This is a genomic window from Leisingera sp. F5 (assembly GCF_001593695.1).
In genome coordinates, this window is the sequence record NZ_LUKH01000011.1 from 101,748 (window position 1) to 127,657 (window position 25,910).

The 25,910-nt window shown below is 65.2% G+C and carries 27 protein-coding genes, 1 pseudogene and 2 riboswitches; of the genes and pseudogenes, 25 read left to right on the forward strand and 3 right to left on the reverse strand.

The genetic code is table 11. The features are described from left to right. Positions 1 to 38 precede the first annotated feature (38 nt). The 8 genes from A2I95_RS09655 (at position 39) to glpD (ending at position 8,087) form a co-directional block, all read left to right on the forward strand. Positions 39 to 1,052 (forward strand): porin, encoded by a 1,014-nt coding sequence (locus A2I95_RS09655; protein WP_291729556.1) that lies wholly within the window; start codon positions 39 to 41, stop codon positions 1,050 to 1,052. Between the two features lie 204 nt (positions 1,053 to 1,256). Next, complete coding sequence (locus A2I95_RS09660; RefSeq protein ID WP_291729557.1) at positions 1,257 to 1,550, forward strand: bacterioferritin-associated ferredoxin; 294 nt, start codon at positions 1,257 to 1,259, stop codon at positions 1,548 to 1,550. Continuing rightward, positions 1,498 to 1,986: a bacterioferritin gene (gene bfr, locus A2I95_RS09665; protein ID WP_027259753.1), complete on the forward strand. Its 489-nt coding sequence runs from the start codon at positions 1,498 to 1,500 to the stop codon at positions 1,984 to 1,986. The genes A2I95_RS09660 and bfr overlap by 53 nt, the downstream gene beginning before the upstream one ends. Beyond that, entirely contained in the window at positions 1,943 to 3,505 is a 1,563-nt protein-coding gene (locus A2I95_RS09670; protein ID WP_291729558.1) for a di-heme oxidoredictase family protein, read from the forward strand. Before bfr ends, A2I95_RS09670 begins: the two co-directional genes overlap by 44 nt. Further along, entirely contained in the window at positions 3,505 to 4,512 is a 1,008-nt protein-coding gene (locus A2I95_RS09675) for an imelysin family protein (RefSeq protein WP_291729559.1), read from the forward strand. The genes A2I95_RS09670 and A2I95_RS09675 overlap by 1 nt, the downstream gene beginning before the upstream one ends. Position 4,513: 1 nt before the next feature. Beyond that, positions 4,514 to 5,593 carry a DUF1513 domain-containing protein gene (locus A2I95_RS09680; RefSeq protein ID WP_291729560.1) on the forward strand — a complete coding sequence of 360 codons (1,080 nt, stop codon included), beginning with the start codon at positions 4,514 to 4,516 and terminating at the stop codon, positions 5,591 to 5,593. Between the two features lie 138 nt (positions 5,594 to 5,731). Then, entirely contained in the window at positions 5,732 to 6,517 is a 786-nt protein-coding gene (locus A2I95_RS09685; RefSeq protein WP_291729561.1) for a DeoR/GlpR family DNA-binding transcription regulator, read from the forward strand. Next, positions 6,510 to 8,087 (forward strand): glycerol-3-phosphate dehydrogenase, encoded by a 1,578-nt coding sequence (gene glpD, locus A2I95_RS09690; RefSeq protein ID WP_291729562.1) that lies wholly within the window; start codon positions 6,510 to 6,512, stop codon positions 8,085 to 8,087. The genes A2I95_RS09685 and glpD overlap by 8 nt, the downstream gene beginning before the upstream one ends. 121 nt (positions 8,088 to 8,208) lie before the next feature. On the opposite strand, the gene cobO is transcribed toward glpD, so the two are convergent. Then, positions 8,209 to 8,844 carry a cob(I)yrinic acid a,c-diamide adenosyltransferase gene (cobO, locus tag A2I95_RS09695; RefSeq protein ID WP_291729563.1) on the reverse strand — a complete coding sequence of 212 codons (636 nt, stop codon included), beginning with the start codon at positions 8,842 to 8,844 and terminating at the stop codon, positions 8,209 to 8,211. Positions 8,845 to 8,895: 51 nt separating this feature from the next. Beyond that, positions 8,896 to 9,111: riboswitch (cobalamin riboswitch) on the forward strand. Between the two features lie 96 nt (positions 9,112 to 9,207). Here cobO and A2I95_RS09700 point away from each other — a divergent pair. The 7 genes and pseudogenes from A2I95_RS09700 to cobJ all read left to right on the forward strand — a co-directional run bounded on the left by A2I95_RS09700 (position 9,208) and on the right by cobJ (position 17,363). Continuing rightward, positions 9,208 to 9,618 carry a DUF1636 domain-containing protein gene (locus A2I95_RS09700; RefSeq protein ID WP_291729564.1) on the forward strand — a complete coding sequence of 137 codons (411 nt, stop codon included), beginning with the start codon at positions 9,208 to 9,210 and terminating at the stop codon, positions 9,616 to 9,618. A 26-nt stretch (positions 9,619 to 9,644) separates the two neighbouring features. Then, positions 9,645 to 10,655 (forward strand): annotated as a pseudogene (gene cobW, locus A2I95_RS09705) (cobalamin biosynthesis protein CobW); the annotation flags it as partial. Positions 10,656 to 10,846: 191 nt separating this feature from the next. Continuing rightward, positions 10,847 to 14,092 (forward strand): cobaltochelatase subunit CobN, encoded by a 3,246-nt coding sequence (gene cobN / locus A2I95_RS09710; protein WP_291729566.1) that lies wholly within the window; start codon positions 10,847 to 10,849, stop codon positions 14,090 to 14,092. Then, positions 14,089 to 15,252, forward strand: a complete 1,164-nt coding sequence (cobG, locus tag A2I95_RS09715) for a precorrin-3B synthase (protein ID WP_291729567.1) — start codon at positions 14,089 to 14,091, stop codon at positions 15,250 to 15,252. The genes cobN and cobG overlap by 4 nt, the downstream gene beginning before the upstream one ends. A 1-nt stretch (position 15,253) precedes the next feature. After that, the gene (locus A2I95_RS09720; protein WP_291729568.1) at positions 15,254 to 15,883 is read left to right on the forward strand and encodes a precorrin-8X methylmutase; all 630 of its coding nucleotides are present in this window, start codon (positions 15,254 to 15,256) and stop codon (positions 15,881 to 15,883) included. 2 nt (positions 15,884 to 15,885) lie between these two features. Then, positions 15,886 to 16,602: a precorrin-2 C(20)-methyltransferase gene (locus A2I95_RS09725; protein ID WP_291729569.1), complete on the forward strand. Its 717-nt coding sequence runs from the start codon at positions 15,886 to 15,888 to the stop codon at positions 16,600 to 16,602. Beyond that, positions 16,599 to 17,363, forward strand: a complete 765-nt coding sequence (gene cobJ, locus A2I95_RS09730; protein ID WP_291729570.1) for a precorrin-3B C(17)-methyltransferase — start codon at positions 16,599 to 16,601, stop codon at positions 17,361 to 17,363. Before A2I95_RS09725 ends, cobJ begins: the two co-directional genes overlap by 4 nt. A gap of 3 nt (positions 17,364 to 17,366) precedes the next feature. Here the strand turns inward: cobJ and A2I95_RS09735 are convergent, their stop codons facing one another. Beyond that, entirely contained in the window at positions 17,367 to 18,119 is a 753-nt protein-coding gene (locus A2I95_RS09735; protein WP_291729571.1) for a cobalt-precorrin-6A reductase, read from the reverse strand. Between A2I95_RS09735 and cbiE the strand changes: the two genes are divergently transcribed. From cbiE to cobF, 10 genes are all read left to right on the forward strand, one after another. Then, positions 18,118 to 19,302 (forward strand): precorrin-6y C5,15-methyltransferase (decarboxylating) subunit CbiE, encoded by a 1,185-nt coding sequence (cbiE, locus tag A2I95_RS09740; protein WP_291729572.1) that lies wholly within the window; start codon positions 18,118 to 18,120, stop codon positions 19,300 to 19,302. The two genes, A2I95_RS09735 and cbiE, sit on opposite strands and share 2 nt — an antisense overlap. Beyond that, a complete protein-coding gene (locus A2I95_RS09745) occupies positions 19,299 to 19,676 on the forward strand; it encodes a cobalamin biosynthesis protein (RefSeq protein ID WP_291729573.1) in 378 nt (125 codons plus the stop codon). The genes cbiE and A2I95_RS09745 overlap by 4 nt, the downstream gene beginning before the upstream one ends. After that, a complete protein-coding gene (gene cobM, locus A2I95_RS09750) occupies positions 19,673 to 20,467 on the forward strand; it encodes a precorrin-4 C(11)-methyltransferase (RefSeq protein WP_291729574.1) in 795 nt (264 codons plus the stop codon). The genes A2I95_RS09745 and cobM overlap by 4 nt, the downstream gene beginning before the upstream one ends. Continuing rightward, entirely contained in the window at positions 20,460 to 21,779 is a 1,320-nt protein-coding gene (locus A2I95_RS09755; protein WP_291729575.1) for a cobyrinate a,c-diamide synthase, read from the forward strand. Before cobM ends, A2I95_RS09755 begins: the two co-directional genes overlap by 8 nt. Then, a complete protein-coding gene (cobA, locus tag A2I95_RS09760; protein ID WP_291729576.1) occupies positions 21,776 to 22,510 on the forward strand; it encodes a uroporphyrinogen-III C-methyltransferase in 735 nt (244 codons plus the stop codon). Before A2I95_RS09755 ends, cobA begins: the two co-directional genes overlap by 4 nt. Next, positions 22,507 to 22,842, forward strand: a complete 336-nt coding sequence (locus A2I95_RS09765) for a DUF1636 family protein (protein ID WP_291729577.1) — start codon at positions 22,507 to 22,509, stop codon at positions 22,840 to 22,842. The genes cobA and A2I95_RS09765 overlap by 4 nt, the downstream gene beginning before the upstream one ends. 71 nt (positions 22,843 to 22,913) lie before the next feature. Then, positions 22,914 to 23,127: riboswitch (cobalamin riboswitch) on the forward strand. Between the two features lie 34 nt (positions 23,128 to 23,161). Next, on the forward strand, positions 23,162 to 23,332 hold the full coding sequence (locus A2I95_RS09770; RefSeq protein ID WP_291729578.1) for a CbtB domain-containing protein: 171 nt from the start codon (positions 23,162 to 23,164) through the stop codon (positions 23,330 to 23,332). A gap of 4 nt (positions 23,333 to 23,336) precedes the next feature. Further along, entirely contained in the window at positions 23,337 to 24,029 is a 693-nt protein-coding gene (locus A2I95_RS09775; RefSeq protein WP_291729579.1) for a CbtA family protein, read from the forward strand. A gap of 66 nt (positions 24,030 to 24,095) precedes the next feature. Further along, a complete protein-coding gene (locus A2I95_RS09780) occupies positions 24,096 to 24,599 on the forward strand; it encodes a hypothetical protein (RefSeq protein WP_291729580.1) in 504 nt (167 codons plus the stop codon). Between the two features lie 73 nt (positions 24,600 to 24,672). Then, a complete protein-coding gene (cobF, locus tag A2I95_RS09785; protein WP_291729581.1) occupies positions 24,673 to 25,425 on the forward strand; it encodes a precorrin-6A synthase (deacetylating) in 753 nt (250 codons plus the stop codon). A gap of 122 nt (positions 25,426 to 25,547) precedes the next feature. On the opposite strand, the gene A2I95_RS09790 is transcribed toward cobF, so the two are convergent. Then, positions 25,548 to 25,904 (reverse strand): glycoside hydrolase family protein, encoded by a 357-nt coding sequence (locus A2I95_RS09790; RefSeq protein ID WP_291729582.1) that lies wholly within the window; start codon positions 25,902 to 25,904, stop codon positions 25,548 to 25,550. Positions 25,905 to 25,910 lie beyond the last annotated feature (6 nt).

Genomic DNA, 25,910 nt, shown 5'->3' on the forward strand with positions numbered 1-25,910 from the left:
CCAGCAGCCTGGCTCCTCACCAGAAAGAAATATTCCCAATGAAAATCAAAACATCCGCGGCGCTGGCCCTCAGCGCCCCTGTCTTCCTGTGCGCAAACGCCGCCCTGGCCCAGGGCTTCAGCTGGGAAGGCGAGATCGAGATCGCCAATGAAAGCGTCGTCTCCTCCGATGACGCCGCAAGCGAGATCCGCGACACCTTTGCCGTGATCACCGCTTCCGGCGCCTATACATTCAGCAACGGTGTGGAGCTTTTCGCCACCGTCACCGCCGAGTCGCTGACCGATGCAACCGATGACCGCACCTTTGACGACATGGGCGTCTACATTGAGGAACTCGGCGTCTCCTTCGGCATTGGCGATGCCACCACCGTTTCAGTTGGTAAACTGCACCCGGTGTTCGGCACCGCCTGGGACGACGCCGCAGGCTATTTCGGCAGCTCCATCGCCGAAGATTATGAGCTGGTCGAGCAGATCGGCATCCTGGCGGACGTAGAGCTGAACGGCGCGGGCACCCTGTCCTTTGGTGTGTTCTACGCCGATGATTCCGGCCTCAGCCGCTCCATCGGCTATGATCGCGGCCGCACTGCCACCGCAGACGGCGGCGCAGGCAACACCGGCGAGCTGGACAACTTTGCCGTTCAGTGGACGCAAGAGGCAGGCAGCACCCGTTACCACATCGGCGCCCGCCACTTGAGCGCCGGCGCCGGCGACACGGATGACGAACAGGGCTTTGTCGCAGGCCTCGCCCATTCCTTCGACGGCGGTTTCGACCTCTACGGCGAGGTCGCCTCCTTCTCGAACGCAGGCGGCTCGGCGGATGACGCGCTCTATGCCACCCTGACCGGCGCCTACACCATCGGCAGCGTGACCCTGTCCGGCGGTCTTGTGCACCGGGATCTGGACAGCGCGGGCGAAACCGATCTGATCACCATCGGTGCCGACTATGAGTTCGAAAACGGCGCCACCATCGGCGGCGGCCTGGCCCGTGTGGATGAGGCCGGCAGCAAAAGCACCGTCTTCGGCGTGAACCTGATCATCCCGCTGGGTGCCTGAGACTTCCCTCGGTGACGTTTGGCATCCCCTGAACAGAACCTGACTTGGGGCCGCTTATTGCGGCCCCATTTTTTTGAGCCTTCCCCAAAACATATTCCCAAGCCTTTTACTCTGGATACCCCTTGAATCCCCAGTAATTCTGTCGGATATATTTCCCAACGGAATCACTTGGCCTTTGCGCCACCGGGCAAGGACGCGAGCAGCATGATCGTTTGCCACTGCACACAGATCTCGGACCACGACATCCGCGCAGCCATCGACTGGATGCGAAATGCCGATCCCGAAACGATAATCACCCCTGGCAAGATCTATCACGCCCTGGGGAAAACCGCTGATTGCGGCGGATGCATGCCGCTTTTCCTCGACACCATGCGCGCGAATGCTAATCTGGAAGTCCCTGCGCAGCTTCAGAATTTAGGCGCAGGCCGAATTCAGGAGAGTGAATATGCAGGGCGACGCCAAGGTCATCGACTATCTCAACAAAGCGCTGCGCCATGAGCTGACAGCGGTCAGCCAGTACTGGCTGCATTACCGGCTGCAGGACGATTGGGGCCTGGGCAGCATGGCCAAGAAAAGCCGCGAAGAATCCATCGAAGAGATGGAGCATGCGGACAAATTGATTGAAAGGATTCTGTTTCTGGGCGGCCACCCGAACCTGCAGAAGCTTGACCCGCTGCGGATCGGCCAGACCCCGAAAGAAACCCTCGAATGCGACCTTGCCGCCGAAGTGGACGCCCGCGCGCTCTACAAGGAAGCCCGCGATGCCTGCAACAAGGCGGGCGACTACGTCACGCAAAAGCTGTTTGAAGACTTGATGGCGGATGAAGAAGGCCACATTGATTTCCTCGAAACGCAGCTTGAACTGCATGACCGGATCGGCGCCGAAAACTATGCCCAGCTCAACGCCACCAAGATGGCAGAGATCGAAGACTAACCTGTTTCTGGCTGCCGCTTTTGCGGCGGCCGGCCCCGTTGCGGCGCTGGACCTGGCCAGCCAATACCATACAGAGCCGCATCTCTCCCCCCTCCCCCGTACCGACGCCGAACGCGCCCGGATTGACGCCGTGGCAGCGCCTGCAACCGATTTCTCTGCACCCGAACAATTCGAGGATCTGCCCGCCGGTGCGGCCACCGTGCGGGCACGCACGGATGACGAGGCGTTTTCCCAGCACTCTGCCAATCTCAGCTTCGAGCAGGAATTGGAGTTCAAGCTTGGCAACGGGCTATTCAAGAAGATCTGGGTGTTTTCGCCTGCGTCCACCTTGGCCTCCGACGGGCTTGGCCCGCTCTACAACGCCCGCTCCTGCCAGCGCTGCCACCTGAAGGACGGCCGCGGCCATGTGCCGGATCAGCCGGATTACGCCTCCGCCACCATGTTCCTGCGGGTTTCCACCCCCGGCCCGGTGCCGCCCGAACTGCAGGAGATTCATGACTACATCGGCACCGCGCCCGATCCGAACTATGGCACCCAGTTGCAGGACTTCTCAGCCCCCGGCATCGCCCCGGAATACAAGCTGCAGGTGGCCTATGAGGAGTTCGAGATCGCCCTGAACGGCGATGAGACCGCCACCCTGCGCCGCCCCAGCTACAGTGCTGCAAATCTCGGCTATGGCCCGCTGGCCGAGGGCGCCATGCTGTCGCCCCGCGTCGCGCCCCCAATGATCGGCCTTGGCCTCTTGGAGGCGATCCCCGCCGCCGACATCTTCGCCCACGCCGATGAGGAAGATGCGGATGGCGACGGCATCTCCGGCCGCGCCAATCTGGTCTGGTCGCATGAATTCAACCGGATCATGCTGGGCCGCTTTGGCCTGAAGGCCGGCGCCCCCACGGTGCATCAGCAGTCCGCAGGGGCATTTTCCGGCGACATCGGCATCTCCACTCCGCTGTTCCCGGCCCACGCGGGCGAATGCACCGATCTGCAAACCGCCTGCCAATCCGCCCCGCATGGCGGCGGTGATTCCCGTGAAACCGAAATCGACCAGCCGAACATGGATCTGGTCACCTTCTACAGCCGCAACCTCGGCGTTCCCGCACGGCGCAACACCGGCGACGCCCAGGTGCTGCACGGCAAACAGGTGTTTTATGACACCGGCTGCGCATCCTGCCACGTGCCGAAATACGTGACCCACCGGCTGCAGGACCGGCCCGAGCAAAGCTTCCAGCTGATCTGGCCCTACAGCGACCTGTTGCTGCACGACATGGGCGAAGGCCTGGCCGACAACCGCCCCGAAGCCCGCGCGACGGGCCGCGAATGGCGCACGCCGCCGCTGTGGGGGATTGGCCTGACGCAGCAGGTCTCCCCCCGCGCCACCTTCCTGCACGACGGCCGCGCCCGCACCCTGCTGGAGGCCGTTCTATGGCACGGCGGCGAGGCAGAGGCAGCCAAATCCCGCGTGATGGAGCTGCCGCCAGAGGACCGCGCCGCCCTGATCTCATTCCTGGAGAGCCTCTGATGCGCGCCCTTGCTCAGCCCCTCGCCCTGACCCTAGCCTTGGCCGCAGCCCCTGCCGCGGCGTCGGAGCTGTCCAGCACGATCACCGATCAACTGATCCTCCCGGCGTTCCAAGAGCTGGCAGCAGACAGCCAGGCATTGAACACCGCAGCACAGGAGGATTGCCATCCGCAATCAGAAACCCTGCGCGCGGCTTATGCCGATGCGTTCGACGCCTGGATCGCCGCCAGCTCCTACCGTTTCGGGCCGACGGAAACTGACAGCCGCGCCTTTGCGCTGGCTTTCTGGCCCGACAGCCGCAGTAAAACGCCCAAGGCGCTGGCCAACCTGATCCGCAGCGAAGACCCAGGCATCTCTGATCCGATGCAATTCGCCAGCTACTCGATCGCGGCCCGCGGCTTTTATGCGCTGGAGTACCTGCTCTTTGATCCTCAGCTCTCCACCGAAGGCAGCGACAAATACCGCTGCGCCCTGACCCGCGCCATCAGCACCGACATCGCGGCCACATCCCAATCCATCAAAACGGACTGGGAACAGAACTACGCCGCCGAAATGCGCAGCCCCGCCAATCGCTACCAAAGCGACGAGGAGATCACCCAGGAGCTGCTCAAGGCGCTCACCACCGGGCTGCAAGTGCTGGACGACATGCGCCTGGGCCGGCCGCTTGGCACCTTTGACCGCCCGCGTCCCAACCGCGCCGAGGCCCGCCGTTCGGGCCGCAGCCTGCGCCATGTGCTGGTGTCGCTGAACGCGCTGGAACCGCTGGCCGTGGCGCTGGCAGACAACCGCACGGACCTGCAAGCCAAGATCACTGCCGGTTTTGCCAAGGCCCGCGAAAAGGCAGAGACTCTGAACGACCCGGTCTTTGCAGGCGTGGCGGTTCCCGCCAGCCGGTTCCGCATCGAATCCCTGCAGCAGGAGATCAAGGACCTGCGCAGGCTGGTGGCCGGGGAACTGGGCCCGGCCCTGGGGGTTGAGGCAGGTTTCAACGCTTTGGACGGCGATTAATATGGCCTCCCGCCGCGGCTTTTTGGCCGGCCTTCTGGCCGCAGGCCTCGCCCCGCAGGCCAGTTGGGCCAGCGCCGGCAGCCCCGCTTTCCTGTCTGCCGGCAAGGACGCCGGCGGCGCCTTCCTGCTTGCGGGCCTCACAGAAGACGGCGAGGTTCTGTTCCGCCACCCGTTGCCCGCCCGCGGCCACGCGGCGGCAGCGCACCCCTCCCGCCCCGAAGCGGTTGCCTTTGCTCGCCGTCCCGGCCGCTTTGCCGATGTGATCGACTGCCGCAGCGGCGCGGCCATCGCCCGGCTGGAGCCACCCGCAGGCCAGCACTTCTATGGCCACGGCGTCTTTTCTCCCGATGGCAGCCGCCTGTTCACCACCGAAAACGATTATGAAAACGCCCGCGGTGTGATCGGCGTCTGGGACGCATCCGGCGGCTACAAACGCATTGCCGCCTTTGCCTCCGGCGGCATTGGTCCGCACGATATGCTTCTGCGCCGGGACGCGCCGGGGCTGGCGGTGGCCAATGGCGGCATTGAAACCCACCCGGACAGCGGCCGCACCAAGCTGAACCTTCCTGATATGCGCCCGAACCTCAGCTACCTGAGCTTGGACGGGACACTGGAAGAACAGATGGAACTGCCGCAAGAGCTGCATCTGAACTCAATCCGCCATCTGGCCGTGCGGGCAGACGGCACCGTCGGCTTTGCCATGCAATGGCAGGGCGATCCGGGCGAGCAGGTCCCCACCGCCGGCCTGCACCATCCCGGCAGAGCTGCGCGTCTGCTGGCCGAAGATGACCCCCGGGTTCCGAACATGAACGGCTACGGCGGCTCCATCGCCTTTTCTGCTGATGGCAGCCAGATCGGCGTCACCTCCCCGCGCGGCGGGGTGCTGCAGGTGCTGGGCACTGTCTCCGGTGCACTGCTGAACGAGCACAGGATGCGCGACGTCTGCGGCCTTGCCGCCTTTCCCGGAGGCTTCATCGCCAGCACCGGAACCGGCCGGTTTTTCGCGATTTCGGACACCGGCCAGCACCGGCTGCACCGCGCGGACCTCGCTTGGGACAACCACCTGATCCCGCTCAGCTGAGCCAGCCGGAACAGAGTTCAGTCCAGGTGCGCCGCACGCGGCGCGCCTTTTCGTTTTGCCGTTCACGAAATCAAAACGAAAACACCGGGTGACTTTTCTCACGTCTTCCACTAAAGAATCGCAGCGAAAGGAAAGCAAATGGATGCCACAGGCCGTCAGAACGAAATCATCGCCCTGCTGAACCAGCGGGACCGGGTAGACGTCGACGACCTGTCCCAGCGCTTTGGCGTGTCCTTGCAAACGGTCCGTGCGGACCTGCGCGACCTCTCTGCGCGCGGCGCCTTGTCACGTGTGCATGGCGGCGCCGTTCGGGTCAGCTCTGCCGCCAGCCAGGGGTATGAAGACCGCCGCAAGCTGAACGCCGGCAACAAGCTGGCCATGGCCGCCCTCGCCGCCGAGCTGATCCCTGACAATTGCTCCCTCACGCTCAACATCGGCACCTCCACCGAACAGGTGGCAAGGGCGCTGTCGGGCCACAGCGGCCTGACGGTGATTTCCAACAATATCAACATTATCAACCTGATGATGGGCGGCCAGGCCAAGGAGTTGATCCTGGCCGGCGGCACTGTGCGGCAAAGCGACGGTGCCATTGTCGGCGAGGACGCGGTGGAGTTCCTGTCCCGCTACAAGGTGGATTTCGCTGTCATCGGCGCCTCGGCGCTGGATGCGGACGGTGCGGTGATGGATCACGACGCCCGCGAGGTGTCCGTCGCCCGCGCAATCCTGAAAAACGCCCGCCAGCGCGTTCTGGTCTGCGACGGCAGCAAGTTCACCCGCTCTGCCCCGGTGCGGATCTGCGACGTGGCAGAGCTGGACGTGGTGATCACCGACCGCCCTGTCCCCCCTGAATTTGCCGAGGCGGCGCAGGCCGCTGGCACCCGGATCCTGACCGCAGGACAAAACGAAAGCAGCGAAAATGACTGACACGCCCGTAACGGACCTTTTCATCATCGGCGGCGGCATCAACGGCTGCGGCATCGCCCGCGACGCCGCCGGGCGCGGCCTCTCCGTCACCCTGGCCGAGATGAATGACCTCGCCTCCGCCACATCCTCCGCCTCGACCAAACTGTTTCACGGCGGTTTGCGCTACCTGGAATACTTTGAGTTCCGCCTCGTCCGTGAGGCGCTGATCGAGCGTGAAGTGCTGCTGAAAGCGATGCCGCATATCTCCTGGCCGATGCGGTTCGTGCTGCCATTTCACAAGGACATGCGGTTCGACAGCGAGACACCAACCTCCAAGCTGCTGACCACTTTCATACCCTGGATGAAGGGCCGCCGCCCGGCCTGGCTGATCCGCCTGGGCCTGTTCCTGTACGACTCCTTGGGAAAACGCGGCATCCTGCCCGGCACCGCCAAGCTGGACCTGGCCGCCGATCCGGCGGGTCGGCCGCTGAAGGACAAATTCAAAACCGCTTTTGAGTATTCCGACTGCTGGATCGAAGACGCCCGGCTGGTGGTGCTGAACGCGCGCGACGCACAGTCCCGCGGCGCAGAAATCCTGACCCGGACCGAGGTTCTCTCCGCCCAGCGCCATGCAGACCACTGGGTGATCCGCACCAAGAACCACACCACCGGCGCCGAACACGAGCACCGCGCCAGGATGCTGGTCAACGCAGGCGGGCCGTGGGTGGCCGATGTGCTGCACCAGAAGCTGGGCCAGAACAGCCGCGAAAACGTGCGTCTGGTGCGCGGCAGCCATATTGTGGTGCCGAAACTGTTCGATCACGGCCGCTGCTATTTCTTTCAAGGATCAGACGGGCGAATCATCTTTGCCATCCCCTATGAGCAGGATTTCACCCTGATCGGCACCACCGACGCCGACCATCCGGACCCGGACACAAAACCGCAGTGCACCGAGGCGGAGCAGGACTATCTTGTTGATTTCGCCTCGCAATACTTCGAGCAGCCGCTGAGCCGCGAAGATGTTGTCTGGACCTATTCCGGCGTCCGCCCGCTCTATGATGACGGCGCCAGTTCCGCCACCGCGGCCACTCGCGAATACGTGCTGACACTGGACCAGGCGCAGGCGCCGCTCTTGAATGTCTTTGGCGGCAAGATCACCACCTACCGCAAACTGGCGGAGGCTGCGCTGACCAAGATCGGCGAAGCCTTTCCGCAGTTGCCCCCCGACTGGACCGCAGGCGTGGCCTTGCCCGGCGGCGATTTCCCGGTGGAGGATGTGAAAAAACTGCAAGACAAACTGGCCGCGGACTACCCGTTCCTCACGCCCTATTGGGCGGGCCGGATGATCCGCGCCTATGGAACCGAGGCCTGGGAGGTGCTTGGAGATACCAAAACAGCCGGTGATCTGGGACAGGACTTTGGTGCGACAATCACGGCACAGGAGCTTGACTGGGCGATCGCCCGTGAATGGGTGCGGTCAGGCGACGACTACCTGTGGCGGCGCACCAAGCTGGGCCTGCGGCTGGATGAGGCTCAGCGCGCGGCGGTGGGTGCCTACATTCAAGGAAAAGCGGGACAGCTCGCGGCTTAGCTCTTAGAGACGCGCCCGAGCCTGGGTGGGTGCGAAAGTGCCCTCCCGTTTTGCCGGAGGCAAACCTTCGGTTTGACGGGAGGGTCGAGCGCAGCCCGGCCGGTCGGCCGGGCCAAACATCTCAGAATTCCACGCCCTTCTGCGCCTTCACCCCGGCGCGGAACGGGTGCTTGATCTGGCCCATTTCGGTCACCAGGTCAGCGATCTCGATCAGCTCTTCCTTGGCGTTACGGCCGGTCAGAACCACATGGGTCATCGGCGGCTTCTGCTCCACCAGGAACTCCAGCACCTCTTCCAGGTCCAGATATTCATAGCGCAGCGCGATGTTGATCTCATCGAGCAGCACCATGGTGTTGCGCTCATCCAGGATCATCTCCTTGGCCTTCTCCCAGCCTTTTTGCGCGGCGGCGATATCGCGGGCTTTGTCCTGGGTCTCCCAGGTAAAGCCTTCGCCCATCGCGTAGAACTGGCACAGACCGCTGAAATTTTCTTCGATCAGCGTGCGCTCGCCGGTCTGCCAGGCGCCCTTGATGAACTGCACCACCGCCGACGGCATCCCATGCGCAATGCAGCGCATGATCATCCCGAACCCTGACGAGGATTTACCCTTGCCCGGCCCGGTGTGGACGATGATCAGGCCCTTCTCGCCCTCCTTGGTCTTCATCATCCGGTCGCGCGCGGCCTTCTTCTTGGCCATCTTGGACGCGTGACGGGCGGCTTCTTCCTCTGAGATGCCGGTTTCAGACTTTTCACTCATGGGGGGCTCTCCAGCTGTTTGACCCATGTCTTGACAAAGAAGGGCACGATAGCGCAAGGGGGTTCAGCTGGTTCCTGTGAAAACAGGCGAAGAGGGAATGTGAAGGCCTCCATATCCGATGGGAGCTCAAGCACAGCCGCCCCCGCGACCGTGACCGGATGAGGCCGCCATGCCACTGGGACAATCCCCGGGAAGGCAGGATGGCCGGCAAGGCGCGCGCCTTGGCATCCGCAAGCCGGGAGACCTGCCAGCGTGAGAGAGTTCAACGGGCAGACGGGGTGTTCTGCGACCGGTTGAGGGGCAGGCACAGAAATGCCCCTTTTTCGGCCATCCCGCATGCCTGCCGCGACAGGAGACGCGCTGATGGCTGACGATCAGGCGGGCACCCCCGCCAGCACCCCGGAACCGGTCACGCTGACCGTGTGCCTCACCTGCCGCCGCGACGGCGCCGACCCGGAGGCCGCCCGCCCCGGCGCCATCCTGCACGCCGCGCTGGAAGAGGCCGGGATGCCCGAGGGCGTCCGTCTGCGCGGTGTCGAATGCCTGTCGTCGTGCAAGCGCGGCTGCGCCGTTGCCCTGATCGGCGGCGCGGAACGCTGGACCTATGTTTATGGCGACCTCGACCCGGACCAGCATGTCCCCGAAATCCTGGAAGGCGCTGCGGCTTACGCCGGCACCGCCGATGGCGTTGTGCCCTGGCGCCAGCGTCCGCAGACCTTCCGCAAGCAATCCGTTGCCCGCATCCCGCCGGCCAAGTTCTTCTCCGAGGAGTAATCATGAGCGATCTCAACAAGATCCCCGTCACCGTTATCACCGGCTTTCTGGGCGCTGGCAAAACCACGCTGATCCGCCACCTGATGCAGAACCCGCAGGGCAAGCGTCTGGCCGTGGTGGTGAACGAATTCGGCACCGCCGGTGTGGACGGCGACATCCTGAAATCCTGCGCCGATGACAATTGCCCGGCCGAGAACATCATGGAGCTGGCCAACGGCTGCATCTGCTGCACCGTGGCGGATGACTTCATCCCCACCATCGAACAGCTGATGGCCCTGCCCGAAAAACCCGACCATATCGTGATTGAGACCTCCGGCCTGGCCCTGCCCAAGCCGCTGCTGAAGGCGTTTGACTGGCCCGCAATCCGCTCCCGCATCACCGTCGACGGGGTGATTGCCCTGGCGGACGCCGAAGCCGTGGCCAAAGGCCAGTTCGCCCCCGATCTGGACGCCGTGCAGGCCCAACGCGAGGCGGACGACAGCATCGACCATGAAACGCCCCTGTCCGAAGTGTTCGAAGACCAGATCTCCTGCGCTGACATCGTTCTGCTGTCCAAGGCCGATCTGGCCGGCGACGAAGGCGTCGAAAAAGCCCGCGCGGTGATCGAGGCCGAAGCGCCCCGCAAGCTGCCGATCCTGCCGATGAGCGAAGGCGTCATCGACCCGCGCATCATCCTGGGCCTGGGCGCCGCTGCCGAAGACGATCTGGACGCCCGCCCCAGCCACCACGACGGCCACCACGACCACGAGCATGACGATTTTGAAAGCATCGTTGTCGAAATGGGCGAAGTAACCGACCCCGAAGCGCTGCAGAATGCCATCGTGAAACTCGCCCGCGAGCGCAACATCCTGCGCGTCAAGGGCTATGTCGCGGTGGAAGGAAAACCGATGCGGATGCTGGTTCAGGCCGTGGGCGAGCGTCTGCGCGCCCAGTACGACCAACCCTGGGGGACGCAGCCGCGCAAGACCGCCCTGGTGGTCATCGCCGAGCATGACGACATCGACGAACAGGCCATCCGCGCCGAACTGGGGGCGTAAGCAAGTGAAAACGAAGCGTCAGAATTTGAACGGTCCAGCCCGGCGGCACGCCGGGCAGCGCCCGTCCCGCCCCCGTCAAACCAAAGGTTTGCCTTCGGCAAAACGGGGCGGGCGCTTCGCTTCCTGCCCCGCCGTGCCGGGCGCTGCCCTCTCCGCTATCAAACGACCTTCCAGGCAGGGAGCCTGAGCCCATGCACGTCGTCTTCCGCGAAAGCCACGGCCTTGACGAGACCGATACCCCGCAGGACCTGGGACAAACCCCTGCGGACCTTGTGGTGCTGTCCTTCTCCGACAGCGACCTCGGTGCCTTTGCGGCAGGCTGGCACCGGGCGGAGGGCAAGCTGCCCAGCCTCCGGGTCGCCAATCTGGTGGCGCTCAAGCACCCGCTCTCGGTCGACGTTTACGCGGAACAGACACTGGAGGGTGCCAAGGGCGTCCTCGTCCGCCTCATAGGCGGCGAAAGCTACTGGTCCTACGGCCTTGCCACCCTGCAGGACCTCGCCCGCCGCAAGGGCATTGCCCTGGCCATCCTGCCCGCAGACGGCCGCGAAGATGCGCGCTTGGATGAGCTGTCCACCCTGCCCGTCTCCACCTTGCGCCGCCTCCAAGCCTTGTGCGACGCCGGCGGCGCCGTCGCAGCCCAGGCCGCCCTCGCCCAGCTCTCGCTCGCCGCCGGCCTTTATGCAGGCCCGGTGCTTGGCCTCAAGACCATGCCGCAGCATGGCTTCTACGACCCCGCCAAGGGCGTGCTCGCCGATCTGCCCCAGCAGGACAAACCGCTGGTGCTGGTCAGCTTCTACCGCTCCTACCTTACTGCCGCCGATACCGCGCCGGTGGATGCGCTGATCACAGACCTCCGCGCCCGCGGCTACGCCGCCTACGGCATCTTTGCCGCCAGCCTCAAGGCCGCCGCCGCCGCAGAATGGCTGCGCAGAAAACTCCCTGAACTGAACCCGGCTGCGATCATCAATGCCACCGCGTTTTCGGCGCAGGGCACCGACGGCAGCGCCTCGCCGCTTTCCGCCACCGGCTGCCCGGTGTTCCAGGTCGCCCTCTCCACCGCCCGCCGCAAAGACTGGGCCGAGGCCGACCGCGGCCTCTCGCCTGCCGACCTCGCCATGCATGTGGTGCTGCCGGAGGTCGACGGCCGTATCTTCGCAGGCGTCGTCAGCTTCAAGTCGCCGGGCAAAAAAGACCCGGACCTGCAATATTCCCGCTTTGCCCACCGCGCCGATACGGACCGCATCAAGGCGGCCGTCGACCGTGTCGAGGGCTGGCTGCGCCTCGCCAAGCTGCCGAATGCGGACAAGCGCCTCGCCCTGATCCTCTCCACCTACCCCGGCCGCGACCACAACCTCGCCCATGCCGTCGGCCTCGACGCGCTGGCGTCCTGCGACGAGATCCTGCGCACGCTCTGGGACCAGGGCTATACAGTTGAGCCGCAGGAAAACACCGGCCTGCGGCTGATGGAAGAGACGCTGTGCGTCCCCCTCTCTGATTACAAATCCGCCCTCGCCACCCTGCCGCAAGACCTGCAGAACACCTTGACCGCCGCCTGGGGCGTCCCGGAAGATGACCAAGATTGCCGCGATGGCGCCTTTCATTTCAAGGCCTTGCGCGCAGGCAAAGCCCTGATCGCGCTGCAGCCCGAACGCGGTGAGGTGAAAAACCGCGTCGATGATTACCACGACCTCGACCGCACGCCGCGCCATGCCTATGTGGCCTTTTACCTGTGGCTGCGCGCCCAAACCGACGCGCTCATCCACATCGGCGCCCACGGCACCCTGGAATGGCTTCCGGGCAAGGCGGTGGCGCTGTCCGGCGCCTGCTGGCCAGAGGTGCTGACCGGCCCGCTGCCCGTCGCCTACCCGTTCATCGTCAACGACCCGGGCGAGGCCGCCCAGGCCAAGCGCCGCATCGGCGCCGTCACCCTCGGCCACCTGCCGCCCCCCTTGGCCCAGACCAACCTGCCCGAGGGCATGGCGCGGCTCGAAAGCCTGCTGGATGAATACTCCACCGCCGACGGCCTCGACCCCGCCCGCCGCGACCGGCTGATCGGTGACATCCGCGCCGAAGCCCAAGGCACCGGCGTCGAGGCTGACCTGGGCCTGACGCCCAACACTTCGCCCGCTGAAGCGATCACCCGGATTGACGCCTTTGTCTGCGACATCAAGGAAAGCCAGTACGGCGAGGGGCTGCACATCTTCGGCACCGGCCAATGCGGGCCTGAGGAACGCGCCGGGCTGATTGCCGCGCTGGACGGCAAAATCGTCCCCCCCGGCCCCTCCGGCTCGCCCTTCCGCGGCCGCGCCGATGTGATCCCGACGGGCCGCAACCTCTTTACCACCGACCCGCGGGCGGTGCCGTCGCGGGCGGCGCATGCCCAAGGGGTCAAGCTGGCGGAAGAGCTGCTGCGCCGCCACCTTCAGGACCACGGCGACTGGCCCAAGGGGCTGGTGATCGACCTCTGGGGCTCCGCCACCATGCGCACCGCCGGTGAAGAATTCGCGATGGCCTTGCATCTCGCAGGCCTGGCACCGCAATGGGACGAAGGCTCCGAGCGCGTCTCCGGCTTCGAAGTCCTCCCCCTTTCGATGCTGAACCGCCCCCGCATCGACGTGACCCTGCGGGTCTCCGGTCTGTTCCGCGATGTCTTCCCGGGCCTTGCCCAGATGTTCGAAAGTGCCGCTGCTGCCCTCGCCCAGCGCGAAGAAACTCAAACGGACAACCCCTACCTCACCGAAACCCCACGCGTCTTCGGCCCCAAGCCCGGCCAGTACGGGTTGTCGATGAACCCGCATCTGGACGATTACACCGACGACGTCCGCCAGGCCGCAGGCGAAGCCTGGCTCAACGCCTCTTCGCACGCCATCGACGCCAAGGGCGCGATCACCGACGCCCGCGAGGCGCTGGAGACCCGCCTGCAGGGTGCCGACAGCTTTGTGCACCTGCAGGACCTGCCGGAAACCGACCTTCTGGTCGCCTCGGACTATGCCGCGCATGAAGCGGGCTTTGCCGCCGCCATGGCCCGCATAGGCCAGGCCGCACCGGCGCTCTACCACATGGACGCCACCCGCCCGGACAAGCCGCAGGCACGCAGCTTGGGCGAGGAAATCGCCCGCGTCACCCGCGCCCGCGCCGCCAACCCGGACTGGGCCACCTCGATGATGAACCACGGTTTCCGCGGCGCCGCCGAGATCGCCGCCACCCTCGACCACATGGCCGCCTTTGCGCATCTGGCGCAGGTGGTGCAGCCGCATCTGTTCGATCTCTATTTCGAGGCCACCCTGGGCCGCGACGATCTGGTGGCATTCATGGAACGCGACAACCCCGCCGCCCTGCAAGCCATGCGCGACCGCTTCCGCGCCCTGTTCGATGCAGGCCTCTGGAGCACGCGGCGCAACTCGATCATGGCCGATCTGGAGGGGGCCGCATGAGTGCCGCCGCTGAACCCAAGGTCTACGGCTGGTGCCCCGGCGCCCTGCGTCCCATGATGTCCGGCGACGGTCTGGTGGTGCGGGTGCGCGCACCGCTTGGTAAACTTTCCGTAACCCAGGCGCGCGGTGTGGCAAGACTTTCTGAAGAGTTCGGCAACGGCCTCCTCGACATCTCCGCCCGCGCCAACCTGCAGATGCGCGGCATCCGCGAAGACGCGCATAAACAGCTGATCGCGGGTCTGCGCGGCCTTGGCCTGATCGACCCGGATGCGCAGGCCGAAGCCCGCCGCAATGTCCTCCTCGCCCCCTTCTGGGCAGAGGGCGATGACACCCACGCCATCGCCACAGAGCTCAGCGCCGCGCTGACGGCGGCAACGGACCTCACCCTGCCCGGGAAGTTCGGTTTTGCCGTCGACTGCGGCGAGACGCCGGTTCTGCAGGACACCGCCGCCGACATCCGCATCGAACGCGCAGGCGGAACCCTGATCCTGCGCGCCGACGGGTCGGAAACCGGCAAACCCGTCACACGTGAATCCGCGGTTCCCGAGGCCCTCGCACTGGCGCGCTGGTTCCTTGCCCAAGGCGGCGCGCCCGAAGGCCGTGGCAGGATGCACCGTCTCATCGCGCGCCGCGGGCCGCCGGCGGCACATGCCGCACCCCGGGCAAAGGCAAGCTTCCGTGCAAAACCGGGCGCTGTCCCCGCAGGGACACTTGCCGCTTTGGAGTTCGGGCAGATGCCTGCCGCAACGCTTGCGCAACTGGCGGACTACGGAGACATCCGCCTCACCCCCTGGCGCGCGCTGCTGGTGGAAGGCGCCGAAACCCTCCCGCCCTTGCCCGGCCTGATCCTCGATGCCACGGATCCGCGCCTGCATGTGGTCGCCTGCACCGGCGCACCCGGCTGCCTGCAGGCGCTTTCCTCCACCCGCGATCTGGCACGGGACTTATCCCCGCATGTCCCCGCGGGGACAAAGCTGCATATCTCCGGCTGCGCCAAGGGCTGCGCCTGCCCCGGAACCGCGCCGCTCACCCTGACCGCAACGGGTGAAAACGAATTCTCCTTGATCCGCAATGGCACCGCCGCGGATCAGCCGCTAAAGACCCGCCTGAGCGCCGCTGATTTGCGCGCCGCTCCCGAACTTCTGAAAGAGGGCAGCTGACATGCTCCACACCTATGAGACCAACGGCGCCGCGATCTATGCCGAGAGCTTTGCCACCATCCGCCGCGAAGCCGATCTGGCCCGCTTCAACAAGGACGAGGAAAGCGTCGTCGTGCGCATGATCCACGCCGCCGGCATGGTTGGGCTGGAAGAGCATGTGCGCTTCTCCGACGGGATGGCGGAATCCGCCCGCGCCGCCCTTGCCAAAGGCGCGCCGATCCTGTGTGACGCCTATATGGTTTCCGAAGGCATCACCCGCCCGCGCCTGCCCGCGGACAACGAGGTGATCTGCACCCTGCGCGACCCCAAGGTGCCGGAGATGGCCAAGGAAATGTCCAACACCCGCTCAGCCGCTGCCCTCGAACTGTGGCGCCCGAAACTGGACGGCGCCGTGGTCGCCATCGGCAACGCCCCGACCGCGCTGTTCCACCTTTTGAACATGCTGCAGGACCCGTCCTGCCCCCGCCCTGCTGCCATCATCGGCTGCCCGGTGGGCTTTGTCGGCGCGATGGAATCAAAAGAGGCTCTGATGGAAGACCTGCCGGTGCCCTCGATGATCGTCAAAGGCCGCCTGGGCGGTTCCGCCATTACCGTCGCCGCCGTCAACGCGCTGGCGAGCTGGAAAGAGTAATCATGGGCAAAGTCATCTGCGCCGGGCTTGGCCCCGGGGATCCCGATCTGATGAGCGTCCGCTCGCACCGGATGATCTCCGGCGCGCGCCATATCGCCTATTTCCGCAAGGCCGGCCGTCAAGGCCAGGCCCGCGCCATCGTCGAAGGCATGCTGGCAGAGGGCGTCACCGAGCACGCGATGGAATATCCGGTCACCACCGAAATCCATTTCTCGGACCCCGAGTACAACCGGGTGCTGGCGGAGTTCTATGACCAATGGGCCAATACCCTGGCCGAGATTGCGCAGGACGAAGACGTGGTTGTGCTGTGCGAGGGCGACCCGTTCCTCTATGGCTCCTACATGCATCTCTACACCCGGCTGCAGGGCCGCGCCGAGCAGGAGATCGTGCCCGGCATCACCGGCATGTCCGGCTGCTGGACCGCCTCCGGCCAGCCGATTACCTGGGGGGACGATGTGCTGACCGTGGCGATGGCCACCCTCAGCGAGGATGAACTGGCCAAACGCGCCGCCGAGACGGACGCGCTGGTGGTGATGAAGATCGGCCGCAATCTGCCCAAGCTGCGCCGCGCGCTGGAGCGTGCGGGCCGTGCGGGTGACGCCTGGCTGGTCGAACGCGGCACCATGCCGGGGCAGACCGTGCAGAAGCTCTCGGAGATCCGCGGCGAGGTGCCCTATTTCTCCATCGTACTGGTTCACGGACAGGGGCGCCGGCCATGAAACTATCGCAAAACGGCTGGGTGGTGATTGCGGGCCTTGGCCCCGGCAACGAGGCGCTGGTGACGCAGGAAGTGCGCGACGTTATCAGTGAGGCAACTGATATTGTTGGCTATATTCCTTATGTGAAACGCGTTGAGCCGCGCGAGGGGCTGACCCTGCATGCCACCGACAACCGCGTTGAGGTCGACCGCGCCACCCATGCGCTGGAGATGGCCGCAGAGGGTAAGCGCGTTGTTGTGGTTTCCTCCGGCGATCCGGGCGTCTTTGCCATGGCCTCTGCCGTGTTCGAAGCGCTGGAAAACTGTGCCGAAGCCAACCCCGCTTGGCTGGATCTGGAAATCAAGGTGCTGCCCGGCATCACCGCGATGCTGGCAGCGGCAGCGGCCATTGGCGCGCCTTTGGGGCATGATTTCGCGGCCATCAACCTTTCCGACAACCTGAAACCCTGGAGCCTCATTGAAAAGCGCCTGCAGCTGGTGGGTGAGGCCGGTCTGGCAATGGCGTTCTACAACCCGCGCTCCAAGTCGCGGCCGCATCAGTTTGCCCGCGCGCTGGAGATCCTGCGCGAAGCCTGCGGACAGGATACGCTGATTAGCTTTGCGCGCGACGTGACCAAGCCGGGACAGGAGCTGCTGACCGTGCCGCTGAAGGACGCAACACCTGAGATGGCCGACATGCGCACCGTGGTGATCGTCGGCAACCGCGACACGCGGCGCATTGGCAATTACGTCTATACCCCCCGCTATGCGGCCGAGACCTAGGGGTTAGCCAGCGGGATGCGACAGCCAGGCCATAACCTCTGCCACGCTGCCCAGGATGGGGCGCTGCCCTGCTTTGGCGGGCACCTCGGGTCTGCCGATCATGATGACCGGCAGGCCAAGGCCGCGAGCGGCAGTGAGTTTGGCTGCGGCGCCCGCGCCGCCCGCGTTTTTGGCAACCACATGGGTGATGCCATGGCGCTGCATCAGCGCGGTGTCGCCCGCCGCATCAAACGGGCCGCGGGCGATCTCGACCGTGGTGTGCGGCAGCGGCAAAGGCGCCTCCGGTTCATCGACCAGCCGCAGCAGGTAGTGATGCTGGGGTTTGGCTGCGAATTGGGTGAGGTTCTGTTTACCGATCGCCAGAAACACCCGCGCCGCGGCCTCGGGCAGAGCATTGACGGCTTCATCAATAGTCCCGACGTGAACCCAAGTGTCGCCCTTGCCCGCCTGCCAGGCCGGGCGTTCAAAGGCGCAGAGGTTCACGCCCGCCGTTTTGCAGGCTTGTACCGCATTGGTGCTCATTTGCGCTGCGAACGGGTGGGTTGCATCGACGGCATGGGTGATGGCTTCGGCTTTCAGATAGGCTGCAAGCCCGTCCACGCCGCCAAAGCCGCCAACACGGGTGGGCAGCGGTTGGCTGACCGGCTTGGCCGTGCGGCCGGCGTAGGAGAACACCGCATCCGCGCCTGCCTCAGCCAGGGTTTTGGCGAGCGCCGAGGCCTCGGTGGTGCCGCCCAGAAGAAGGATGCGTGTCATGTCTGATCCATGGCTTACGATAATCGGTCTGGGCGAAAATGGACTGGAAGGCTTGGGCGATGCAAGCCGGAAGGCGCTGGCGGAAGCCGAAGTGATTATCGGCGGCCCACGGCATCTGGAGCTGGCTGGCGCGGGAAGCAAAGGGCAGCCCTGGCCGGTGCCCTTTTCCACTGAACCCGTGCTGGCTGCACGCGGACGGCGCGTTGCCGTGCTGGCCTCGGGCGATCCGTTCTGGCATGGCGCTGGTGGCTCGCTGATGCGGGATCTGGAGGCGGGTGAATGGGTGTCGCACCCGGCGCCATCGTGTTTTGCGCTGGCGGCAAACCGGCTGGGCTGGAAGCTGGAAGAGGTGCTGTGCCTTGGACTGCACGCGGCGCCTTACGCGCGGCTGCTGCCGCTCTTGGGCCGGGGGGGGCGGGTGATCTGCACCCTGCGGGACGGGGCGGCGCCTGGGGAACTGGCGGAGTGGCTGGTTGCGCATGGTCAGCCCGATGCCCGGCTCTGCGTGATGGAGCGGCTTGGCGGCCCCAAGGAACGGATGTTCCGTACCACTGCCGGGGAGTGGGATGTGCCGCCGGGGGGGGCTCCGGTCCTTATGGCCATCGAGGCCATGCGGCCCGGGCTGCCGCAGGCGGCGGGGCTGGCGGATGACCTCTTTGCCAGCGATGGGCAAATCACCAAACGCCCCGTCCGGGCGCTGACGCTGTCAGCGCTGGCGCCGCGCGCGGGTGAACTGCTGTGGGACATCGGCGGCGGTTCCGGATCGGTCTCGGTGGAGTGGTGTTTGGCGGCGCCTGGCGCGCGGGCGATTACTTTTGAGCCGCGCGACAACCGTCTGGCGAACATCCGCGCCAATACGGCGGCGTTTGGGCTGGACCACCGGATGACGGCGGTTCTGGGCAAGGCACCGGATGTGCTGGACGGCCAGCCCCTGCCCGACTGCGTGTTCATTGGCGGCGGCGGGTCGCAGGCTTTGCTGGACCACCTGTGGGAAATTCTGCCGGAAGGCACCCGGCTGGTGGCCAATGGTGTCACACTGGAAACGGAAACGCTGCTGATGCAGGCCCATGCCGCGCGCGGCGGGCAGTTGTTGAAAGCTGAAATCGCCGAGGCGGGCCCGCTGGGGTCGATGCGCGACTGGCGGCGGGCGCGGCCTGTCATTCAGTGGAGCGTCACGCGATGAAAGTGGCGGGGATCGGGTTTCGCAGTGCTGCCACAGCGGCGGATTTGCAGGCAGCGCTGGCGCTGACCGGGGAACGTGTGGATGCGCTGGCCTCAGTCGCGGAGAAGGCCGCGGCGTCTGCCATGCAAGAGTTTGCGCAAAGCATCGGCCTGCCGGTGATTGCGCTGCAGGCGAGGGATATTAGCGGGGAGCAGACCTTGACCTGCTCACCCCGGATCAAGGCGCGGTTCGGCACCGGGTCGCTGGCGGAAGCCGCGGCGCTGGCGGGCGCGCGCCATGGGGCACCGGAGGCGCGGGCGCGCCTCCTGGCCCCCAGAGTTGTCACCGCGGATGGGCTTGCCACCGCGGCCATAGCAGAAAGACTTGAGCCATGACCGTTCACTTCATTGGCGCCGGACCGGGCGCTGCCGACCTTTTGACCCTGCGCGGGCGCGACATCCTCGCCGCCTGCCCGGTGTGCCTTTATGCGGGCTCGCTAGTGCCGGAGGAAATCCTGAGCCACTGCCCCGCGGACGCGAAGATCGTGAACACCGCGGCGATGGACCTGGAGGCCATCGTGGCAGAGATCAAGGCCGCGCATGAGGCCGGTCAGGATGTGGCGCGTCTGCACTCTGGCGATCTGTCGGTTTGGTCCGCGATGGGTGAGCAGATCCGCCGCCTGAAAGCCGAGGGCATTCCCGTGTCAGTCACCCCTGGTGTGCCGTCCTTTGCCGCAGCGGCTGCGGCACTGGGAACCGAACTCACCCTGCCCGGCCTTGGCCAGTCGGTAGTGCTGACGCGCACGCCAGGGCGCGCGTCCTCGATGCCTGCGGGCGAGTCGCTGGAGAACTTTGCCAAGACCGGCACCACGCTGGCGATCCACCTTTCGATCGGCAATCTGGATCATGTGGTGGAGAGCCTCACGCCCCATTACGGTGCCGGTTGCCCGGTGGCCGTGGTCTACCGCGCCAGCTGGCCGGATCAGCAGATCATCCGGGCGACGCTGGAGACACTGAAAGGGTCCTTGGACGAAAAGATCTCCCGTACTGCGCTGATCCTGGTGGGGCCGGTGCTGAAGGGCGAAGGGTTTGACGAGAGCTGCCTCTATTCCACCGAATACGACCGCCGCTACCGACCGCAAAGCGCGGACAGCCCGTGGTCAAGCTGGAGCCATGGCGATGACTGATATGAACCCTCCCGGACTGATGATCTCGGCGCCCTCCTCGGGCACCGGCAAGACCACGGTGATGCTGGGCCTGCTGCGCGCGCTGGCCGAAGACGGCCTCGTGGTGCAGCCCTACAAGAGCGGGCCGGACTATATTGACCCGGCGTTCCATCTGGCGGCTGCCAAACGGCCAAGCTTCAACCTCGACACCTGGGCGATGGACGCGGGCCTGCTGGATGCGGTCACCAGCCAGGCCGCAGGTGCAGAAATCTGTATCGGCGAGGGCTCGATGGGGCTGTATGACGGGGTGGCGACGCGGGGCCAGTCGGGTTTTGGCTCCTCAGCCGAGACCGCCAAGCGCATGGGCTGGCCGGTGGTGCTGGTGGTAGATGTCGGCGGCCAGGCGCAATCCGCTGCCGCCACGGCGCTGGGGTTCAAGAACTATGACACCGATGTGCCCTTTGCCGGAGTGATCCTTAACCGGGTGGCAAGCCCGCGGCATGAACGGCTGACCCGTCTGGGGATGGAAAAGGCCGGTATCACGGTGCTTGGCTCCCTGCCCCGGCGCGGTGATCTGGCGCTGCCGGAACGGCATCTGGGACTGATCCAAGCGGTGGAGCATCCCGATCTGGAAGCGGCCATTGCAGGCTATGCGGCGTTCCTGCGTGAGAATGTCGATCTGGAGGCGATCAAATCGGCGGCACTGGCGGGGGCGGCCCCGGCGGCGGCGGCACTGCCCCTGCCCCCAGCCCAGCGGATTGCGCTGGCGCGGGATGCGGCGTTTTCCTTTACCTATCCGCATCTGCTGACCGGATGGCGTGCAGCCGGGGCAGAGATCCTGCCATTCTCGCCACTGGCGGATGAGGCGCCCGCGGCGGACGCCGATCTGATCTGGCTTCCCGGCGGCTATCCTGAGCTGCACGGCGGCACGCTGGCGGCGGCAGAAAACTTCCGCACCGGGCTGCGCAAACATGCCGAAACCAAGCCGGTGCATGGTGAATGCGGCGGCTACATGGCCCTGGGCGAGGCGCTGATCGACAAGGAAGGCAACCGGCATCAGATGGCCGGGCTTCTGGGTCTTGTGACCTCATACGAGAAGCGCAAATTCCACCTTGGCTATCGCCGGGCCGTGCTTCAGGCCGGCATGCCGGGTTTTGCTGCTGGCACTGCGCTGCGCGGCCATGAATTCCACTATTCCACCATTCTGGATGAACCCGATGCGCCGCTGGCCAATGTCATGGACGCGGACGGCAACCCGGTGCCGGAAACCGGATCGGTCAAGGGCCATGTCACCGGCACCTTCTTCCACCTGATCACCGGAGAACAGGCATGAGCGGGTTTGTCAGCTTTGTCTCTTCCGGCCCCGGCGATCCGGAGCTGCTGACCGTCAAAGCGGTCAAACGGCTGGAAGCCGCGGATGCGGTGCTGTTTGACGATCTGTCCTCGGGGCCGATCCTGAGCCATGCCCGGAGTGACGCCGATCTGGTCGGCGTCGGTAAACGCGCAGGCCGCCCCTCGCCGAAGCAGGATCATGTCAGCCGGCTTTTGGTGGATTATGCCTCTTCCGGCCTCAATGTGGTGCGGCTTAAGTCCGGGGATTCCGGCGTTTTCGGACGGCTGGAAGAAGAGATCGCCGCGCTGCGCGAAGCAGGCATCGCGTTTGAGATCGTGCCCGGTGTGACCGCAGCCTCGGCTGCGGCAGCGGCGGCAAACATCCCGCTCACCCGGCGCAAGACCGCGCGGCGGCTGCAATTCATCACCGGCCACGATGTGACCGGCGGCCTGCCGGACGATCTGAACATGGCGGCGCTGGCCGACGCCGAGGCCACCACCGTGGTCTATATGGGCAAACGCACCTTTGCAGCGCTTGCGGAAAAGCTGATGGAAGCGGGCCTGCCGGCAGAAACCGATGCGCTGGTTGCGCTTGGTGTCTCCACGCCCGAACAATCGCTGCACCGCCACAAGGTGGGCGAGCTGCCTGACATGCTGCGGGCGATGGAAACCACTGCGCCGGTGCTGATCCTCTATGGCCCGCTGGCCGACCAGGACCTGGCCGAGGGATGAACGCGCCGATCCTCACTCTGTGCCGTACCTGCCGCGACGCGGACCCTGCCCTGCCCGGGCAGGCCGCCGCAGTGCTGGAGGCGGCGGGGGTGAAGGTCAAGCTGCAGCAGGTGGACTGCATGTCCGGCTGCAAACGCCCGCAGACGCTGGCTGTGCGGCAGAGCGGCAAGACCGCCTATCTGTTCGGAGAGATCACTGCAAAAGACCTGCCGGACATCCTGACCTTCCTGCGGATGTATGGTGAAAGCGCCGACGGCAATTTTGCCGACGCCCGTCCGCTGGGCAATTTGCGTTTCAAGGCGATTGCCCGCATCCCGGCCGAAACCGCCTGAATAGCTGTGCTGCGTGACGCTGAAAGGCTGCAAACTGGCGGAATCATTCTTGACCCGGCGGCGCCCCGCGGGGCAGAACAATCCGACACGGTGTCTGATAGTGCCTAAGCACTGGGACTGAAACGGGAATGAGGACGGTGGACCAAATCGCGGCACCGAAGCCTCAACCGCCCCCGCGACTGTGAGCGGCGAGCGGCCTTCCAATATCCACTGGCGCAAGCCGGGAAGGAGGAAGGCAGCTGCGACCCGCGAGTCAGGAGACCGGCCGTGTAAGGACGCAACAATCTGCCGTCGGGTGTGACGGCGAGGAGGACTAGAAATGACGACCAAAACGCTCAAGGCATCTGCCGCCGGCACGACCTTCATCCCGGCACTGTTTGCCGTGGTTCTGGGCCTGGGGATCATCACCCTGACCGGCCATGTTCAGGCATCCGCTTTGCATGACGCCGCTCACGATGTGCGCCACGCAACCGGCTTCCCCTGCCACTGAGACCATGTTCAGTCGTATTCTGATCAGCGGCTTGTTCGCTGGTGCTGCAGCAGGGTTGATTACCGCCCTGCTGCAGCTTTATTTCGTGCAGCCTGTGCTGCTGCACGCCGAGCTCTATGAATCCGGTGAGCTGGTGCATTTCGGCGCTGACGCTGTTTCAGCGCATCCCGAACTGCCCGGCTTTGATGCTGTGCGCGATGGTCTCAGCATTGTCTTCACCATGCTGACCTACACCGGCTATGCGCTGGTGCTGGTGGCGCTGATGTCGATGGCCGAGCGCCAGGGGCATGAGGTGACCGCACGCAACGGCCTGATGTGGGGCCTGGCTGGCTTCATCGCCTTCCACTTTGCGCCCGGCATGTCGCTGGCGCCGGAAGTGCCCGGGGTGGCAGCTGCCGACGTCGGCGTGCGCCAGATCTGGTGGACCATCACCGTGGCGGCAGCTGGTGTCGCGATGTGGCTGATCGCCTTTGGCGGCAATCTGGTGAGCTATCTGGTTGCAGCCCTGCTGCTGATGGCGCCGCATGTTGTCGGCGCACCTGAGCCGGAGACGTTCTCAGGTCCGGTTCCGACCGAGATCGGCGCCCTGTTTGCCGCTCGTGCCTTTGGCATCGGCATGGCCGCCTGGGCATTGCTGGGCAGCTTTGCCGGCTACTTCTGGCAGGCTGAAGGCAAGCGCGCGGACGCCGCTGCCTGATCCCGCCCCTCTTGCTCCCCGCCGGCCCGGAACCGGCGGGGCATTCTTTTTTTCGAGGATGACAAAATGTCCCGCTCTCTCGCTCTTTTTGCTATCGGCCTGGTGTTCGGCGGCGGCGCCGGTTTTGTGACGGCTGCCGGCAATGGCATCACCTTTGACGGTCATGATCATGGCGATCCTGCGCATCATGGCGGCAGCAATGCCGAAATGGCAGCCCATGACCATTCCCAGGCCGTCAGCCTGGCGGCGGGCCCGGATGCGCCCGGTGTTGCGGTCCAGCTGCATAAGGACCCGATGGCCGGCTGGAACCTGCAGGTCACACCGCAGAACTTCCGCTTTGCGCCCCAGAACGCCTCTGCCGCGGATGCAGACGGCGAAGGCCATGCGCATGTCTATATCAATGGCGAAAAACTCGCCCGCCTGTACGCCGGCTGGATGCATATTGCATCTCTGCCCGCAGGCGCCGAGGTGAAAGTTTCGCTGAACACCAACAGCCACAGCCCGCTGATGATCGACGGCGTGCCGGTCGAAGCCAAGGTGACCGCCCCGGCCGACAGCGAAGGCTCCTGACCGCAACTGCAGGCTTGCAGACAACAGCGCGCGGCCCCATAGGGGGTCATGTTTTCATGCTAGAGGCCCCGTGATGATTGAGCTTTCCCTGATCGGCATCGGCACCGGCAACCCGCAGCACATGACGCTGCAGGCGATCGACGCATTGAATGCGCAAGACCTGATCCTGATCCCCAACAAGGGCGCGGGCAAGGATGATCTGGCGGGGCTCAGGCGGGAGATCTGCACCCGGGCCATCGAGGGCGGCGGGCCGAAGATCGTCGAATTCGCCCTGCCGATGCGCGACGAGGCCACCAAAAGCTACCACCGGCGGGTGGATGACTGGCATGACGCCATCGCGGAAATCTGGTGGCAAAACATCACCGCGAACCTGCGCGAAGGCGGCAAGGCGGGCTTTCTGGTCTGGGGCGATCCATCGCTTTATGACAGCACCATGCGGATTGCTGAGCGGCTGAAGACGCTGGCGGACATCAAACTGACAGTGATCCCCGGCATCACCTCGATCCAGGCACTGACCGCGGCGCACGCGATTCCCGTGAACGAGATCGGCGCCCCCTTCACCATCACCACCGGGCGGCAATTGCGCGAAAACGGCTGGCCGGACAGCGCTGATACGTTGGTGATCATGCTGGACGGGGAATGTTCGTTCCAGTCCATTGATGCGCAAGAGGCAGAGATCTTCTGGACCGCTTACGCGGGCATGGAAAACCAGATTTCCGTGGCAGGCCCGCTGGCGGAGGTTGCCGGCCAGATCATTGAAACCCGCGCCAAGGCACGGGCCGAACATGGCTGGATCATGGATATCTACCTGCTGCGACGGCGGTAACTGCCGCTGTCAGAGGCGAAACAGCGCTTTGAACCCCGCCTGTATTTCCGCAGCGCAGCAGGTCTGGAGTTGTTCCGTTGCCAGGGTGCGCTGGCTCAGTTGTTGCTGATGATGCAGTGCAATCAACCCGCCGGTGCATGGAATAGACTTGCGGGGTCTCCCCCGGCCATGACCCATCGCAGCAGTTCATTGCAGGCCGACACATAGTCGCCCGCATTGGCCTTTCGCATCATCTTTGACCGGCACACCGAACCGGATCCGACATTGAAGGCCAGCTCGAGCATGGATGCCTGCACGCCGACAGGAATGCGCTTGTTCGTCATGCAGCCTGAGATTTCCGCATAGAGCGTTTGAACGTCCTCTTCGAGACGATCCACGCATTCCGCCATGGTCGCCTTATCGCCAATCTGCACACCATGGGTATCGCCAAAACAGATGGTCGCCACGTCCACAATGTCGCGGTACGCTTCCAGCCGCACCTGGGG

What these genes read in the sequence shown, in the direction of transcription:
- cobF (WP_291729581.1), top strand. Translation starts at nt 24,673, where the DNA reads ATGATTGAGCTTTCCCTGATCGGCATCGGCACCGGCAACCCGCAGCAC.
- cobJ (WP_291729570.1), top strand. Translation starts at nt 16,599, where the DNA reads ATGAAACTATCGCAAAACGGCTGGGTGGTGATTGCGGGCCTTGGCCCC.
- cbiE (WP_291729572.1), top strand. Translation starts at nt 18,118, where the DNA reads ATGTCTGATCCATGGCTTACGATAATCGGTCTGGGCGAAAATGGACTG.
- A2I95_RS09765 (WP_291729577.1), top strand. Translation starts at nt 22,507, where the DNA reads ATGAACGCGCCGATCCTCACTCTGTGCCGTACCTGCCGCGACGCGGAC.
- A2I95_RS09745 (WP_291729573.1), top strand. Translation starts at nt 19,299, where the DNA reads ATGAAAGTGGCGGGGATCGGGTTTCGCAGTGCTGCCACAGCGGCGGAT.
- glpD (WP_291729562.1), top strand. Translation starts at nt 6,510, where the DNA reads ATGACTGACACGCCCGTAACGGACCTTTTCATCATCGGCGGCGGCATC.
- A2I95_RS09655 (WP_291729556.1), top strand. Translation starts at nt 39, where the DNA reads ATGAAAATCAAAACATCCGCGGCGCTGGCCCTCAGCGCCCCTGTCTTC.
- A2I95_RS09755 (WP_291729575.1), top strand. Translation starts at nt 20,460, where the DNA reads ATGACTGATATGAACCCTCCCGGACTGATGATCTCGGCGCCCTCCTCG.
- A2I95_RS09775 (WP_291729579.1), top strand. Translation starts at nt 23,337, where the DNA reads ATGTTCAGTCGTATTCTGATCAGCGGCTTGTTCGCTGGTGCTGCAGCA.
- A2I95_RS09700 (WP_291729564.1), top strand. Translation starts at nt 9,208, where the DNA reads ATGGCTGACGATCAGGCGGGCACCCCCGCCAGCACCCCGGAACCGGTC.
- cobA (WP_291729576.1), top strand. Translation starts at nt 21,776, where the DNA reads ATGAGCGGGTTTGTCAGCTTTGTCTCTTCCGGCCCCGGCGATCCGGAG.
- A2I95_RS09680 (WP_291729560.1), top strand. Translation starts at nt 4,514, where the DNA reads ATGGCCTCCCGCCGCGGCTTTTTGGCCGGCCTTCTGGCCGCAGGCCTC.
- cobO (WP_291729563.1), bottom strand. Translation starts at nt 8,844, where the DNA reads ATGAGTGAAAAGTCTGAAACCGGCATCTCAGAGGAAGAAGCCGCCCGT.
- A2I95_RS09770 (WP_291729578.1), top strand. Translation starts at nt 23,162, where the DNA reads ATGACGACCAAAACGCTCAAGGCATCTGCCGCCGGCACGACCTTCATC.
- A2I95_RS09735 (WP_291729571.1), bottom strand. Translation starts at nt 18,119, where the DNA reads ATGACACGCATCCTTCTTCTGGGCGGCACCACCGAGGCCTCGGCGCTC.
- A2I95_RS09720 (WP_291729568.1), top strand. Translation starts at nt 15,254, where the DNA reads ATGCTCCACACCTATGAGACCAACGGCGCCGCGATCTATGCCGAGAGC.
- A2I95_RS09685 (WP_291729561.1), top strand. Translation starts at nt 5,732, where the DNA reads ATGGATGCCACAGGCCGTCAGAACGAAATCATCGCCCTGCTGAACCAG.
- A2I95_RS09725 (WP_291729569.1), top strand. Translation starts at nt 15,886, where the DNA reads ATGGGCAAAGTCATCTGCGCCGGGCTTGGCCCCGGGGATCCCGATCTG.
- A2I95_RS09670 (WP_291729558.1), top strand. Translation starts at nt 1,943, where the DNA reads ATGCCCAGCTCAACGCCACCAAGATGGCAGAGATCGAAGACTAACCTG.
- A2I95_RS09780 (WP_291729580.1), top strand. Translation starts at nt 24,096, where the DNA reads ATGTCCCGCTCTCTCGCTCTTTTTGCTATCGGCCTGGTGTTCGGCGGC.
- cobG (WP_291729567.1), top strand. Translation starts at nt 14,089, where the DNA reads ATGAGTGCCGCCGCTGAACCCAAGGTCTACGGCTGGTGCCCCGGCGCC.
- cobM (WP_291729574.1), top strand. Translation starts at nt 19,673, where the DNA reads ATGACCGTTCACTTCATTGGCGCCGGACCGGGCGCTGCCGACCTTTTG.
- bfr (WP_027259753.1), top strand. Translation starts at nt 1,498, where the DNA reads ATGCAGGGCGACGCCAAGGTCATCGACTATCTCAACAAAGCGCTGCGC.
- A2I95_RS09660 (WP_291729557.1), top strand. Translation starts at nt 1,257, where the DNA reads ATGATCGTTTGCCACTGCACACAGATCTCGGACCACGACATCCGCGCA.
- A2I95_RS09675 (WP_291729559.1), top strand. Translation starts at nt 3,505, where the DNA reads ATGCGCGCCCTTGCTCAGCCCCTCGCCCTGACCCTAGCCTTGGCCGCA.
- cobN (WP_291729566.1), top strand. Translation starts at nt 10,847, where the DNA reads ATGCACGTCGTCTTCCGCGAAAGCCACGGCCTTGACGAGACCGATACC.